The following is a 15,173-nucleotide window of genomic DNA, read 5'->3' as shown; positions in this document are numbered from 1 at the left end:
TGATATTTATTCATGATAACTAAAATCATTATTCATTTTTGGAATACCTTGGTTATCAATTTGAAACTTATATGTTTATTTGCGTTACTGCCATTGGCTTCACCATCGATTCCCCTAAGCTCCATCCTCTGCCAATAAATCAGCAGACTGACTAAAGTATTTCTACTTACTTTTCCTTTAGTATTTTTTATGAAATCAAATAGAAAAACAGCATAATAATTCTATAAATCAATCATTAGGGGCTAGATTGCTTTGTTTTGTGGGAATGGGTGTTGAGGAAAATCGGCAGTGAAATCAGCAGGGAGGAAATAACAGTCATCAAGCGGGAAATTTGCTGCAAACTGTGAAATAACAACTGTTCACTCAAGGGGATGATTGATAGACTCTCTGCACTTTTTGTTATTGTTTTTATAGAGCTGCTCACGGAATAAGCAAAGCAGCCAACAGGGCCATTATGGAACATATCAGTATCAGTTCTCTTGCCAGTTTTATCTGGTCAGTTGCCGACCTTCTTCGCGGCGATTTCAAACAGTCTCAATATGGTCGTATCATTCTGCCGTTTACTGTGTTACGTCGCCTCGAGTGCGTATTAGAAGCCACCAAAGACAATGTACTGGCTCAAGTAGAGGCCACTAAAGCCTTGCCCGAAAATGCCCGTGAGAAACTGCTGCTGAATGCAGCAGGGCAAAACTTCTATAACGCATCACCGCTTAACCTCAATCGCCTCGGTGAAAACAATACGGGTGATAACCTTGACGCCTATGTGCGAGCTTTCTCAAAGGATGCAAGGGAAATCTTCGAACACTTCAATTTTGTCAACACTATCTACGGCCTTGATGATGCCAACATCCTCTATCAAGTTGTGCAGAAGTTCCGCGAGGTTGACCTGTCGCCCGAAGCCGTAGACAACTACCATATGGGTTTAGTGTTTGAAGAGCTTATCCGCCGCTTTGCCGAGAGTTCTAACGAGACCGCTGGGGAACACTTTACCCCTAGAGATATCGTCCGTTTGACCACTTCCTTAGTGTTTAGCGGTGACGATGCGGCCCTGACTAAGCCCGGCGTAGTGCGTTCAATCTATGACCCCACCGCGGGGACGGGGGGCTTCTTATCCTCGGGGATGGAATACCTCAAAGAAATCAATGAGAATGCCCGTTTAGCTACCTATGGCCAAGAATTAAACCCTGAGTCATACGCTATCTGTAAAGCTGATATGCTGATCAAAGGGCAGGACATCAGCAACATTAAGCTGGGTAATACCCTGTCGGATGACCAACTCGAATTTGAGCGTTTCGATTATTGTCTGTCTAACCCACCGTTTGGGGTGGACTGGAAGAAGGTCGAAAAACGCATTAACGATGAGCATAAGCTCAAAGGCTTTAATGGCCGTTTTGGTGCAGGCTTGCCTCGTGTGTCTGACGGTTCCTTGCTGTTCTTGATGCACCTTATCAGCAAGATGAAACCAGTAACCGATAAATCCGAAGGCAGCCGTATTGGGATTATCCTCAACGGCTCACCGTTATTTACCGGAGGAGCGGGCAGTGGTGAGAGTGAGATCCGCCGTTATATTTTGGAGCGAGATTTACTCGATGCCCTGATCGCACTACCGACCGATATGTTCTATAACACCGGCATTGCGACCTATATTTGGGTGCTGTCAAACCATAAGCCAGCAGAACGCAAAGGCAAGGTATTGCTGATCAACGCCAGCGATATGCATTCCAGTATGCGTAAATCCCTTGGTAGCAAACGTAAGTTCCTCGACGATAATGCCATTAGCACGATTGTCGATCTCTACAGCCGTTATGAGCAAAGCCCCATAGCCAAGATTTTCAATACTACCGACTTTGGCTATCGCCGCATCACAGTTGAGAGGCCTATGAAGCTGGCTATCTATCCGCACGATGCCGAAAAGTTACGTAGTTTGAGTGAGCAAAAAGCCTGGGAGAAGCTCGATGAGGAGCTTAAACAAGCTATTCTGACTGCTCTCTCAGCCTTACCCGAACCTAAGTATCTCTGCCGCGAAGTGTTTAAAAAGGCCTTCAACAAACCCTTTGCTGCAAGCTCCACCAGCAAGTTACCCGCAACGGTACTCAAATTGCTGCTGAGTAATCTCGGTGAGCAGGATGAAGCTGCCGAGGTTTGTAAGACGAAAGGTGAGCCAGAGCCAGCGACTGAGCTGCGGGATTACGAAAACGTGCCGCTCGCCGAAGACATTAACAGCTACTTCAAGCGGGAAGTGTTACCCCATGTGCCGGATGCGTGGATCGATATCAGCAAGACCGACCCGCTGGATGAGCAAGTGGGCATTGTAGGTTATGAAATCCCCTTTAACCGCCATTTCTACCAGTACCAACCACCACGGTCGATGCAAGAGATTGATGCCGACTTGGATGAAGTGGCGAAGGAGATAATGCAACTGCTCGCGGAGGTACATTCCTGATGGCTCTCCTGAAGGTCTTTTTTACCGACAACTGTGTTGTGGGTGTGTTCGCTCAGTCACATAGGCTAGCTATGCTCCTTCACTGTGCCCAGGCACGCCTTGTTCTGGGCAAAAAATGCTCATTAGGAGCCGTGCTATGAGTGAGCATGCAACGTTGAGCGGCAAGTATGCGGAGTATTGTGAGTATAGGGATTCGGGCGTGGAGTGGCTAGGGGAAGTACCAAGTCATTGGGGTGTACTTCCATGTCGTGCGTGCGTTAATCATTTGGTTGCAAAAAATACCGATGGAAAGGAAGACAATTACCTTTCATTGATGGCGAACATCGGAATCGTACTGTATGAAGATAAAGGTGATGTTGGAAATAAAAAGCCGGACGATTTAACAAAATGTAAACTAGTCCGTAAGGGAAACCTTGTTATTAACAGTATGAACTATGCAATTGGCTCGTATGGAATGTCGCCTTACGATGGAATTTGCAGCCCTGTTTACATTATTCTTGATGCCAATAAATACGTTGTTGAAGAACGGTACGCTCTTCGGTTGTTCGAGAACAAGTCTTTTCAGAAACATTTAGCAATTCTTGGAAATGGAATACTTGTGCATCGAGCGGCAATAAGCTGGGACGATATCAAGGGGCAATACATTCCAATCCCATCCATTGAAGAACAACGTACCATCGCTGCCTTTCTCGACTACGAAACCGCCAGAATTGACCAGTTGATAGCAAAGCAACAGCGGCTGATAGAGCTGCTTAAAGAGAAACGCCAAGCCGTGATATCTCATGCTGTTAACATACGTGAAGGTGAAAAATCAGCAAAATTATCGTATTTCGTAGATCTTCTTCCGGGCTACGCTTTTCCGAGTGCCAGTTTTAAGAATGAGTCAGACGGGAATATCCCACTGTTGCGTGGCGTTAATGTCGGTGTTGGTAAATTGAAATGGAACGATACTGTTTGGTGGCCTCAAGCAGACCGGGTAATTGTAAAGGATTTCGAATTACAGGTCGGTGATATTGTTTTTGGTATGGATAGGCCGTGGATTGCTGCCGGAGCAAGGGTTGCTGAGGTTACTAGTGCTGATTTGCCATGCCTTCTACTGCAACGTGTTGCACGTATCCGCACTCATTTAAATACATATCAACCCTTTGTGAAGTTGTGTCTGTCCAGCTATGAATTTAAATCGTTTGTTGAGGCTGATTTAACCGGTGTTAGTGTGCCACATATTAGTCCAGACCAGATTAAAAGCTTCCCAATAAGGGCTATTGGATTTGAGATACAAAAGGTTGAAACTGAATCAGCACTTAGATTATGTCATGTGCTAGAAACAATAGAAGCTAAAGCGTTGCAAGCAATTGAATTAATGCAAGAACGCCGCACAGCTCTGATCTCCGCCGCTGTGACCGGCAAGATCGACCTCCGTGACTGGACACCACCCAAGGAGGGATAAGCATGTTTGTCGCTATCAGCAAGGGAAAGGCTCGGCGAGTTGAGATAAATGGCCAAAATGTGAGTTGGCGGTCGCTGTATCGCCGCTCTGAAGATTTGGTGACGGCAGTGGTCTGGAGTCGTTTGGCTTATTTGAGTCCAAGTTCGTTACAAAGAGTCTTAAGCCGTTTGTTCCCTGAAATTGGGCACCTGTGTAATGAACTTCAAAGTATAGAACTGTGGCCCTATTGGGGAATAGAGCCGGATGTCGTGCTTCATTTTGATAGTCTAACACTGGTGGTTGAGGCCAAGCGGGTTAATGAAGATAACTGGCAATCTTCAAGCCAGTGGCGTGGCGAGTTGGATGCCGCCAAGGAGCGTTATCCAGATAAGCAACTAGCCCTGTTTGCTATAGGTGGCTTAGGGCAACGTCCTGAGCAGGAAGTTATTCGTCTTAAGCAGAAGTTACCTCCCTCACTTCAGTCAATTCCTGTGCAAGGGATGAGTTGGCAGCAGTTTTATCAAGTTATCGTCGCGTTTACCGATGTTGCACATGCCGGTGAAGCCATCCTGATAAGGGATCTGTGCGATGCCATGACAGCCAATGGCGTGACGCCTTATCGGGACATGCCGGGGTTTGTTGATTGGCTGGCAAACAGTGTTGAGCAGGGATTCAAGGTAAGTAGCGGTGGGGCAATCAAGGAATTCGGCAGATGGAAAAAATAGCAATAGATAAGGCTCTGGCGGAGGTGCGTCAGGCCCAGCGGGTGCTGGTGGCATTCTATCAGCGGGTGAAAGATATCATTCTATTGATGCGAACCGAACTTGGCGTTGAACATTGCTACTGGGGCACGATGCAGTTCAGTATGCCGGGCACATCTGCTAACGATCTCGTACACCCTCAACGCTGGAGCTGGGATGCGTTACCCATGGCAGATGTAGTGTTTAGCCATACAAAGGATGGTAATTGGAGCAGTAAGCAATCTGTGGCACAGATGGTCGAAATCCGTCTGATCACTGACGATGTATTTATCGTCCACGGTAAAGGGTATGACCCATCACCTATGTCTATGCCTCAAGTCACTCAGAGTGCTACTTATCTAGAGATCACTGTATATCAGGTTCAACGTACAGAAGGGGATGATTGGGGCAATGATTGGTCTGTAACTAAGAACCGAATTAAGTCTGTCCCAAACTTAACTTTAGGACTTCACCGTAATGACGACTGGCAAGTCTATCGTCAGAGGTTTGATTTTAGTCAGCTCAGGGACAAAGCCTGCGTTGTAGAACAGATGATAACCTTTAAGCAATTGCTCACAGATCATGGATTTGAAGGGTTTAGCAATGTAGCAGATGAAATCAGCTAGAGATTACATGCACCCTTATTACTATCTGGCTTGAAAAACCAAGCCGTTATGAAAAAGAGATTTTGAGGAAGACTGATGAGTATGGATGCGAAAGCCCGTGAGAAAGCTTTTCAGGACTATATCATTCAAGCATTGCTAAAGCAGGGATGGTTACTGGGGGATTCTGCCCATTACGACCGTGAACGTGCTCTCTACCCTGAAGATGTATTCGCTTATGTGCTGCAAAGCCAACCGGAAGCATGGGATAAATACGCCAAGATTTATCCGCAAGAAACCGAAAAACATCTACTCAATGCGGTGGTTAGGCATTTAGACCATGCCGATAAAGGTACGCTTTGGCTGTTACGTAATTACCTTGAAGACCGTGGTGCCAGACTCCGTTTAGCCACCTTTATGCCTGATCATGGGCTGAACCCTGAGTTACTGAGCCGTTATCACGCCAATCGTTTGCGGGTGGTGCCTGAGCTGGTGTACAGCCCTAATGGTTATGATGGTCGCTTAGACCTCACCTTATTTGTTAATGGCTTACCCGTTGCGACCTTAGAGCTCAAGTCGTGCTTTAAGCAAAGCCTTGAAAATGCCAAGCAGCAGTACCGTAAAGATCGCCAAGTTAAAACTGGTAACAAAGATGAGCCGCTACTGAAGTTTCGCCGTGGGGCGTTAGTGCACTTTGCTGTGAATCAGTTTGAAGTCGCGATGACGACCAAGCTGGCTGGCGAAAACACGTACTTTTTGCCCTTTAACAAGGGGACGAAAGCAGGTGGTGCGGGCAACGAACAGCCCGAAAATGGCCAAGGATTTGCCACTGAATATTTATGGGGTGAAATATTTTCACCGGATAACTGGTTGCGAATTTTAGGGCGTTATATTCACCTCGAAGTGAAGCGGGAAGAAGATGCCTTAGGCCGAGTCACTAAAAAAGAAACCATGATATTTCCCCGCTATCACCAGTGGCATGTAGTGCAAAAGCTATTGTCACAGGTTGAGCAAGAAGGGACTGGCCAAAAGTACCTTATTCAGCATTCAGCAGGTTCGGGTAAGTCTAACTCTATTGCTTGGCTAACCCACCAGCTCGCCTCGTTATACGACCATGATGGCAATAAAATCTTTAAGTCGGTGATTGTGATTACTGACCGTACAGTGCTCGATAGCCAGCTACAAGAAACCATCTCGCAATTTGAGCATGCTGAAGGCGTGATTAGCCGGATTAACCGCGATGAAGGTGATGGCAGTAAATCGGCACAGTTAGCCGCTTCGTTGACAAGTGGTACACCGATTATTGTGGTGACGATTCAGACCTTCCCTTATGTGCTAAAGGCGATTCAGGAAGCCACCAGCTTAAAGGATTGTACCTTTGCGGTAATTGCAGATGAGGCCCATTCGAGCCAAAGCGGCAGCACGGCAAGACAACTGCGTGAAGTGTTGATGGCCGAGCAGCTTGAGGACAATGAAGAACTCAGTGCTGAAGATGTGATGAACATGACGCTAGCCGCCCGTGGTGGCAGCAAAAACATCAGCTACTTTGCCTTTACGGCGACCCCAAAGGGTAAGACGTTAGAGTTATTTGGGCGACCAGAAAACCCAATGATGCCGCTTAGTGATGACAACAAACCTAAGCCTTTTGATGTGTACAGTATGCGGCAGGCGATTGAGGAGAACTATATCCTCGATGTGCTACGTAACTACACCAGTTACAGCTTGGCTTATCGGATGGCGATGGCAGGTGGTAATGCCGAACAGGAAGTCGATAGCAAAAAAGCCAAGAAAACACTTAACCGTTGGATGAGGTTGCATCCACATAACATTGGCCAAAAGGTGCAAGTGATAGTTGAGCACTTTAAGGCAAATGTGGCTCATTTACTCAATCATCAAGCCAAAGCGATGGTGGTAACGAGCAGTCGCCTTGAGGCCGTCAAGTATAAGCTCGCATTTGATAAATACGTTAAGGAACAAGGTTATCACCAGATAAAGGCAATGGTGGCTTTTTCGGGTGAAGTGATTGACCCTGAGACTACTGTTGGACATACCGAGCGGAGCATGAATCCGAATCTTAATGGTCAAGATATGCGTAAAGCATTCGACACCGATGGCTACCAACTGATGCTGGTGGCGAATAAGTTCCAAACGGGCTTCGACCAGCCAAAACTCTGTGCTATGTACGTGGACAAAAAGTTAACCGGTGTGGATTGTATTCAGACACTCTCGCGGCTTAACCGGACTTATCCGGGCAAGGATCGTACCTTTGTACTCGACTTTGTGAATGAGCCGCAGGAAGTGTTGGAAGAGTTCCAAAAGTATTACGAAACGGCAGAGCTTGAGACAGTCTCTGATCCTAACTTGGTGTATGACCTGAAGCACAAGCTGGTGAATGAAGGCATATTCCTGTGGAGTGAAGTCGAAGCCTTTGCAGGGTGTTACTTCGACCCCAAACGGGGCACCGATTATATGCTGCATTATCTTGCTCCGGCGAGAGACCGTTTCCGTAAACGCTATCTGCTGGCCACCGATGCCTTGAGAACCGCTAAGCAGCAACTCAAGCAGATAAAGCTGGCAGGGACAGACGTTGATAAAGCGAATGCCGAGAAACGTGTTGCTGAAGCGGAAGAGGCTAGAAATCAGTTGGTGATGTTCAAGAAGGACCTTAACAGCTATATCCGCTTCTATGAGTTTGCCTCACAGATAACCCAGTTTGATGCTATCGACTTAGAGCAGCTCAGTACCTTTGCTAAACATCTACTGCCATTGCTGCGAGAAGAGGCGTTGGAAGATGATGAGATTGACCTTGATGGATTGGTCCTTAGCCATTACCAGTTGAAGGAGAAACGGACTCAAGATCTAGAACTTAGGGAAGGCAGAGGTGAAGGACTTGATGGGATTACAGGGCTGGGTAGTGCGACGCCTAAGAAAGACAAAAAGGACTTTCTCTCTGAAATCCTCGCCAAGATGAATGATCTGTTTGGCGAAGGCATTACCGATGGCGACAAGCTAGATTGGCTCCATGGTATGGCGAGTAAAATTGCTGAAGATAAGGTCGTGATGGACCAGATCCACAACAATGACCGTAAATCGATTATGCAGGGGGACTTCCCTAAAGCGGCCGATCAAGCTGTGATTGAACGAATGGACATTCAACATGGGATGTCGATGGATTATCTTGCTCGCCCCGAAGCGGCCAAAGCTATTCAAAATATTCTGCTGGATATCTTGCTTAAAGGGCTAGGGCGAGAATTGAGAAGTTAGTGATTGTGGGTGTTGGGTTTGTGCTATATGCTAAAACTATTGTAGTGACGGTCTGGTCATTAATCAGTCGTTGCTATATGATGTGCCGTCATTAATCTAAGGAGGTGCCAAATGTCTACAGCATCATTTGACCGAGCCTTTATTGTTGAAGATAGCGTAGCAATTTCCAACATCAAGCATGATATACGAGCACCAAGGAAAGTGACTGTTGCTCAACGTGATCATCGCAAAGATGCCGAGAAAGGAATAAAGCTATTAAAACGACGCTTGTCAAAATCAGTGACCTATTGAATGACGAAGAGCTGTCTAGAGAGGATATCTCACAGCTCCTTCGTTCATTTACCTGCCCCAAAAATCAAGACGTTGAACTTTTCCTGCATAGTAAAGCCGTTGAATTCGAAGTTAGGGATACTGCCAGAACCTACCTGATGCTTGATGATATCGGGCAGATTCTTGCTTATTTTTCTTTATCATTCAAAGAAATAGAGCTGATCGACAGAGGGCTTTCGCTTACTGCCATAAAAAAACTTGATGGCTTCGATAAGCGGGCCGAACGGGTTTAGGCATATTTGATTGGACAGATTGGGAAAAACTTAGCAATCGATGACAATCCTGTCGACCTAGAGACCATCCTGAATGAAGTTTATGCCGTGATTGATGAGGCTAGGGCATTAGTGGGGGGGCGGGTGATAATCCTTGAATGTGAAGATGTTGTCCGATTAATTCAGCATTATGAACTACACGGTTTCAAGAAAATCCCAACACATGATCCTGTAAAGGGACTCGTTACCATGTACACGGTTGTTGAGTAACTTCCACCAAACAACGAAAAGTGATGAAACGAGCCGCTGCAATGCGGTAATGGTATTCAATGAGTTGTGTAAAGGTAGCCTATACGGCTACCTTTTTGTTTGCCCCGCGAAGCACCCAATCTGCTTATTTGTCAGGGTAATCGCCGTACCAGTACTTTACAGCAAGCCATTCCCCAAAAGCCTGAAAATGGACTAACAGCCTGACAATCCAGTGCATATACGGCAGATGTTCTCTAGGATGAGTCGCATAGAGATTGCCGCCCTTAGTGATTGAGATAGACTCAGGGATAAAACCTTGCTCAATTAGAAATGCCCTGATCGCCTCTGGTTCCCTAAAGACACCGTTCCCCATAGCCACTTCCCCTTGAAGATGCATCATCTTCTGATTGGTGCCACGTTTATCAGGGACTATCTCGACGGAAAAGAAGGGGCTTTGATTCTTGATGGCTTCTCGAATCTGATGCTCTCTGGTTTCGGGGGTAAAACGGCCTTCTACAAGTAATGCTGTATACGGTAGAGCTTGTTCGTTATGCATGTTTTTCTCCTATGGAAGTTAAGTGGGGCATAATATGTCACCCCCATATTTCTATTTTAATCTGTGGGTAACCGTTTCAACTCCCTTATACCGTCATTTTTCACCATGAACTAAGGCATAAGAAACCTGATGTAAATCAAATACACAGGAGAGAATATGTCTATTCGAACACTCAACAATCCCCTTCATGATAATGAGCAAGACTCTGTTATCCGGGAGGCGATAGCTATCTTGGAAACTCGCTATAGCCTCGGAGTTAATCATGAGGTATTTACTTCGCCACAAATTGTTAAGGACTACCTTAGGCTAAGGATGGCTGCCTATGAACGGGAGGTCTTTGCAGTACTATTGCTTGATAGTCAGCACCGTTTGATAGCCTATGAAGAACTGTTCTTTGGCACCATTGATGCCGCCTCAGTTTATCCACGAGAGGTGGTAAAATTGGTCCTTCATAGAAACGCCGCTGCCGCGATATTTGCCCATAACCATCCCTCTGGCATACCTGAACCATCACAGGCCGATAAACGCATTACAGAGCGTTTAAAAACAGCATTAGCAACTATTGATGTAGCAGCCTTAGATCATTTTGTGATTGGTCACCATGAAGTTGTGTCTTTTGCTGAGAGGGGCTGGATATGACCACAACAATTCAGATTGACCTCAAAGCCGCGAGAAGCTTATTGCCGATGACGCTAAGTTTGACGCAAATCATTCGGCGGTTGCTGCTCAATAATCTGCCGCCTATTGTGAGTAATGGTGTGACTATTAACTTTCGTGACCCGAGTTACTCTGCCGATGCTGGTGGCTTTCATCCAGTCGAAATCCGTTTGGAATACTCACAGGCCACCAGCATGTGGCAAGTTTGCTATATCACCGACTTTGCCTACCAAGGACGTTACTTCCATGAACTCGAAAAGGATATCGACTTCAACTTCGCAGAGGGTTCAGGGTATCAGGCTTATGTTGGATTTCACCCGCTAAGCCATTTCAGTGGTCTTTATCGGTTATGGGAAGCCAACTTCAGAAGTTATGTGGTTGATGATCTCTATCAGATAACCATCAGTTGGGACTGATCCCACCACACCATTCCATTCAGCATTAACTAGAAAATCACTACATGGGTTCATGTGGTGAGCTTTCGGCTGCCTGAATGCCAACCCTACAGGAGAAACAACATTAGCGAGTTACTCAAGAAGGTCGCTAAAGCCGCACTACTGACCATAGTGCCGATCCTCATCCAAGCCTTTGTCGAGCGGTATTTAGCAGATGAAGAACGATGGGAAAACAAGGAGAGTGACTCAGATCAAGAAGCTGAGTAACTCATTGTATTCATAGTCAATAAACCAAGCCCGTGTGACACGTTGAGGATTGACTCATAAACCATGTCACATGGGTTGTTTTCGACCTTTTGAAGGGCTTGGTCAGTATACCTTGCTCTATTGAACAGGAGTCATACATGGCAGAGATAGGATATGCCCGAGTCTCGACCACGGGACAAAGCCTCGATGCCCAACTAAAGGCATTGATGAGCTGCGACAAAGTGTTCCAAGAAAAGGTAAGTGGTGCAAAGGATGACCGTCCGCAACTGCAACTCATGCTCGAGTTTGTTAGAGAGGGTGACATTGTGATTGTCACAAAGCTCGACAGGCTTGCTCGTAACACTCGTCACTTGTTGGAGATAGCTGAATTCTTGGCCAAGAAACAGGTTTCACTGCAAATCCAGAATCTAGGCATAGATACAGCAACCCCAACAGGCAAGCTCATGCTGACTATGGTTGGTGCCATCGCAACATTTGAGCGAGAGCTGATGCTAGAGCGGCAAGCAGAAGGGATAGCTCTCGCAAAACAGCGGGGAAAATATAAAGGACGTAAACCCACGGCAATCACTAAGGCGAAAGAAGCAGCCCCATTGCTTGCGGAAGGTTTGCCTAAGCCAGAAGTGGCTAAGAGGTTGAATATCAGCTTGTCCAGCGTTCAACGGATAGCAAAACAATTAACATCTAAGGATAAGTTATGAGCGAGAAAACAAAGAAACAGCTAAAGACCTACTATGCGGTATTTGCTGGAATGTCGGCTATCAGCACTTTAGTGTTGTTAGCATGGTGTCTGTATGTAGGCGAAAGTGGGCGAATGATGGCGTTGAATCCTATAGCAACCACTATCTTATTCGGTTGGTCGACTATTTTTGGAGCCATTATTATGTCTATGGCACTCTTTGCTCCAATCGGTATGTGGAATATTTCTGTCAAACGCAAATGGCTTGAAGAAACACCGCCAAATCTAAGCCCACAACAAGCAGAATATCGGAGCAAGAAGCTTAAGCTACAAACTATTCTTGCTAGTTATGCTGTTATAGGAGCCTATGGCGTTATCAGTTTCATGGCTGTTTTGCATCTAAATAAGACAAGTGGAGCTGAGCTAATTGAGCGGTTCTTTGGTTTATTTTCAGGTTGGGGGATATTTATTGCCACTATTGCTGGTGTTTGGGGATGTATCCATACGATGGAGCAACAGAAAGAACTAGAAAGCAGTCGTAATTCTTCACAAGAATCCTCACCGTCTGCTCAAGTAGATCTCGATAAATAATATCTAAGGCCATCAAGCAAATTGATGGCTTTTTTTTTGGAGGAAATATGGGGAACCCAAAGATGTTGTTATCTTTATGCACTTGCTGGAACTGTGTTTTTCTTGCTTGCAAGAGCAGTGATTGAGTAAATGGCACGGAACTTACAGACTTTCTATATGTGTCTCTGTATGTAAAACCAAGTCATCAAGAGAACCTGAGCAATGATGTACGGTGATCGAAACGAATGTTTATACCAAGATATTATGGTTTTAAGGAAATGTTAGTTCAGCATTACGTTCTGTGGGCGAACTTAGTCACAGATTTCTCTTAACTAATTATGATACATATATTTTTCATGGTAGATAATGGATGTAAGGGCTTATTGTGACTGTTATGCTCGTATTCTTATACTTAAAATAAACTTGATAATTATAACTAATGGATTCTAATGGTGTAGAAAATGAAATTAGATAACCCTAATGTAAAAAAGGATTTATGGTATCTTGTTATTGGCTCTGCAATAGCTCTTTTAGTGCTGTTTTTATTGCAAAGTTTTGATTCTTACAGTAAGGAAAAACGACTTGAAAATCAAAAAAAAATAGTAGAAATTGCATTTGTTGAAAAAAATATAGATAATTTTTTCAATGGTTTAAGTGAGCTTCTGAAGATGGGTAGCATCGATTATGGTCCTCATTTCAGTGCATCTAATTTCTGCGATCAGTTTATCAAAAAAGAAGATATTTTGCAGTGTATCAAAAGCTCAAGAGGTTTCTATATACTAGATACTGATACTCTTACTCGTTATACCGAAAGTGTTGGTGATGCATTTCTATTATCTTTATTGAATGATAAGGTTATTTCAGTTGATGATATTGACAAAGTGGCTGTTCGCCTTAATGCTGATGAGAAAAATTCTTATTCAGAATTAAAGAAGTATTATGAAAGCGAGCATAAAAAGTTAAAAGCAGAAACTCAGAGAAAAACTTACCTTAAAGTAGAAGGTCAAGTCCTCGGAAGGCTTAGATTTAATAATGGTCTTGAAAGTAATAATGGAGTTCAACAAGCTGTTGCTATTATCAAATATAAAGAAAAAAATATAGGTGTGCTATACACTATAATCGATAGAGATTATATAAACTTTGCTAAATCTTTCAAAGACACTTACGAAGAGCGAACACAAATAGAAAATAAGCTTATGAGGCAGTTACGTCAATCTCCACAGGAATGGCCATATTTTTCTGGTTTAGTTCATAAAGAAGAGTATACAGGGTCAACAAGTCAAAATGAATACGACCTGTTTTCTATTTGTTATGAAGGTTCGGAAGAGGAATGTGCTCAGTATTGTACATCTGATGATATTTGTAGTGATAAAGAAAGCAGGAGCAGCCAAAGTGCGAGGGAAAGATTAAATTTTTTGGCTGAAATATTTAAAAAATTTCATATTATGTCTTAATCGACAATGCGTACTCTCCAAGAGGAGTCGCTCTGCTGGGTTGACTCCTCTATAGTTTTAACTGGTACAAAAAGCTGGTACAATCTAAAAAAATCAAGGTGCACAACACTATGATTTTATAGGGGTTGTTAGAAAAGGATGTGATTCGAGGGTTCGACTCCCTCTCTCACCGCCAAATTCAAGTTTAAAGACGTCCTAGGGCGTCTTTTTTCTTACCTGTTTTTTATAAAAATCAATAACTTACAATCCTATATTGTTTAATACCATCCTACAGCATCCGAAATCTTTAGTAATGCCAAAAGTAATGCCAAGGAAATTTGGTAAATTTTGGCATTACTTTTGACTTCAAAAAATACCCATTTTTTATGCCGTTTTTTTACTTGATTTTCTCGATTTTATAGCCCAGATTTAACTTGGCAATATCCTGATTTATCTGAATTTATTCAGTGATAAGTAATGCTTGATTTTAGAGTGCGAAATAATGCCAAAATCAAGCATTACTTTGGGGCTTAATTTGAGGGAGGAGAACGGTATGGGAAGAAGTACAAATAAGCTGACTGCAAAAGCTGTGCTCAATGCTAAAGCGGAAGCAAAGCCCTATAGATTGTCTGATGGTGGCAATCTCTATCTCTATGTGCGCACAGCAGGGAAAACATGGGAATTTCGATATATACGCCCCTCCACCAGCAAACCCACCTATTTTGGTTTAGGCTCATACCCTGACGTATCCTTAGCTGAGGCGCGAGATAAAGCACTTGAAGCGCGAAAACATTTGGCCGAAGGCATCGACCCCCAATTACTTAAAGTTGAAAACAAATTAAAAGCGGCAACAGAGAACGCTCAAACTCTCAAGCATAAGTTGACCTACGATTTGCTGATACGTTTGAATCGGATGATACTGCAGTAATTACCCGATTCTTAGACTCATTAAAAGCCCAGTTAAAAGCAGGTTTTCTGGCAAAATTACGAAATACTGACTTATGTCAGGTCCACGCCAGTGAACTATTTTATATTTGGGTTAAAGAGATGAGTGGAAGGGATAAGTGTCATTACCATGTCTGTTTGTTCTTCAATGGTAATGCGTATAAAAGTTTAGGAAAGTTTGAATTGGGTCGAGCTAATATGTATAACCGAATACACAAAGCTTGGGCGAGTGCTCTTAAAATTGATATTCACCAGGCTCAAGGGTTGATTCATTTTCCAGAAAATCCCCAATATTTACCAGGGCGGGATTAAGCTTTGTTAAATCTCTTAACCAAAGAAAATCTCGCTCCTAAAATCACCATTCCATGCTGCCTTTCTTATTTTGGTTGGTTTACTGGCTTTTAGCGG

17 protein-coding genes and 1 pseudogene are annotated in these 15,173 nt (G+C 44.1%); 17 read left to right on the top strand and 1 reads right to left on the bottom strand.

Going from position 1 to position 15,173, the window contains the following annotated elements; translation table 11 throughout:
* Positions 1-454 precede the first annotated feature (454 nt).
* From L2744_RS15330 to L2744_RS15295, 8 genes are all read left to right on the top strand, one after another.
* Positions 455-2,443, top strand: a complete 1,989-nt coding sequence (locus L2744_RS15330) for a type I restriction-modification system subunit M (protein ID WP_248992736.1) — start codon at positions 455-457, stop codon at positions 2,441-2,443.
* A 136-nt stretch (positions 2,444-2,579) separates the two neighbouring features.
* Positions 2,580-3,890 carry a restriction endonuclease subunit S gene (locus L2744_RS15325; RefSeq protein ID WP_248992735.1) on the top strand — a complete coding sequence of 437 codons (1,311 nt, stop codon included), beginning with the start codon at positions 2,580-2,582 and terminating at the stop codon, positions 3,888-3,890.
* A 2-nt stretch (positions 3,891-3,892) separates the two neighbouring features.
* Entirely contained in the window at positions 3,893-4,594 is a 702-nt protein-coding gene (locus tag L2744_RS15320; protein ID WP_248992734.1) for a hypothetical protein, read from the top strand.
* Positions 4,582-5,235, top strand: coding sequence for a PM0109 family protein (locus L2744_RS15315; RefSeq protein ID WP_248992733.1), 654 nt, complete (start codon positions 4,582-4,584; stop codon positions 5,233-5,235). Before L2744_RS15320 ends, L2744_RS15315 begins: the two co-directional genes overlap by 13 nt.
* A 75-nt stretch (positions 5,236-5,310) precedes the next feature.
* Positions 5,311-8,475 (top strand): type I restriction endonuclease subunit R, encoded by a 3,165-nt coding sequence (locus L2744_RS15310; protein WP_248992732.1) that lies wholly within the window; start codon positions 5,311-5,313, stop codon positions 8,473-8,475.
* 111 nt (positions 8,476-8,586) lie between these two features.
* Entirely contained in the window at positions 8,587-8,766 is a 180-nt protein-coding gene (locus L2744_RS15305) for a hypothetical protein (RefSeq protein ID WP_144345513.1), read from the top strand.
* Entirely contained in the window at positions 8,763-9,038 is a 276-nt protein-coding gene (locus L2744_RS15300; RefSeq protein ID WP_248992731.1) for a hypothetical protein, read from the top strand. Before L2744_RS15305 ends, L2744_RS15300 begins: the two co-directional genes overlap by 4 nt.
* A gap of 6 nt (positions 9,039-9,044) precedes the next feature.
* Complete coding sequence (locus L2744_RS15295; protein ID WP_248992730.1) at positions 9,045-9,287, top strand: hypothetical protein; 243 nt, start codon at positions 9,045-9,047, stop codon at positions 9,285-9,287.
* Positions 9,288-9,411: 124 nt separating this feature from the next.
* On the opposite strand, the gene L2744_RS15290 is transcribed toward L2744_RS15295, so the two are convergent.
* A complete protein-coding gene (locus L2744_RS15290) occupies positions 9,412-9,822 on the bottom strand; it encodes a hypothetical protein (RefSeq protein ID WP_248992729.1) in 411 nt (136 codons plus the stop codon).
* 156 nt (positions 9,823-9,978) lie between these two features.
* Here L2744_RS15290 and radC point away from each other — a divergent pair, with 156 nt between their 5' ends.
* The 9 genes and pseudogenes from radC to L2744_RS15245 all read left to right on the top strand — a co-directional run bounded on the left by radC (position 9,979) and on the right by L2744_RS15245 (position 15,077).
* Positions 9,979-10,461 (top strand): RadC family protein, encoded by a 483-nt coding sequence (radC, locus tag L2744_RS15285; RefSeq protein ID WP_248084411.1) that lies wholly within the window; start codon positions 9,979-9,981, stop codon positions 10,459-10,461.
* Positions 10,458-10,895, top strand: coding sequence for a DUF2787 family protein (locus tag L2744_RS15280; RefSeq protein ID WP_248992728.1), 438 nt, complete (start codon positions 10,458-10,460; stop codon positions 10,893-10,895). Before radC ends, L2744_RS15280 begins: the two co-directional genes overlap by 4 nt.
* A gap of 57 nt (positions 10,896-10,952) precedes the next feature.
* A complete protein-coding gene (locus L2744_RS15275) occupies positions 10,953-11,141 on the top strand; it encodes a hypothetical protein (protein WP_248084413.1) in 189 nt (62 codons plus the stop codon).
* Positions 11,142-11,278: 137 nt separating this feature from the next.
* Complete coding sequence (locus L2744_RS15270) at positions 11,279-11,839, top strand: recombinase family protein (RefSeq protein ID WP_248992727.1); 561 nt, start codon at positions 11,279-11,281, stop codon at positions 11,837-11,839.
* On the top strand, positions 11,836-12,408 hold the full coding sequence (locus L2744_RS15265) for a hypothetical protein (RefSeq protein WP_248992726.1): 573 nt from the start codon (positions 11,836-11,838) through the stop codon (positions 12,406-12,408). Before L2744_RS15270 ends, L2744_RS15265 begins: the two co-directional genes overlap by 4 nt.
* Positions 12,409-12,848: 440 nt before the next feature.
* Positions 12,849-13,841: a hypothetical protein gene (locus tag L2744_RS15260; RefSeq protein WP_248992725.1), complete on the top strand. Its 993-nt coding sequence runs from the start codon at positions 12,849-12,851 to the stop codon at positions 13,839-13,841.
* 51 nt (positions 13,842-13,892) lie between these two features.
* Positions 13,893-14,016: pseudogene (locus L2744_RS15255) on the top strand.
* A gap of 306 nt (positions 14,017-14,322) precedes the next feature.
* Positions 14,323-14,748, top strand: coding sequence for an Arm DNA-binding domain-containing protein (locus L2744_RS15250; protein ID WP_248992724.1), 426 nt, complete (start codon positions 14,323-14,325; stop codon positions 14,746-14,748).
* Positions 14,748-15,077, top strand: a complete 330-nt coding sequence (locus tag L2744_RS15245) for an inovirus Gp2 family protein (protein ID WP_248992760.1) — start codon at positions 14,748-14,750, stop codon at positions 15,075-15,077. The genes L2744_RS15250 and L2744_RS15245 overlap by 1 nt, the downstream gene beginning before the upstream one ends.
* Positions 15,078-15,173 lie beyond the last annotated feature (96 nt).

The sequence above is a fragment of the Shewanella profunda genome (assembly GCF_023283765.1).
Taxonomy (GTDB): Bacteria; Pseudomonadota; Gammaproteobacteria; order Enterobacterales; family Shewanellaceae; genus Shewanella; species Shewanella profunda.
This window is presented reverse-complemented; position numbering and strand designations above follow the sequence as displayed.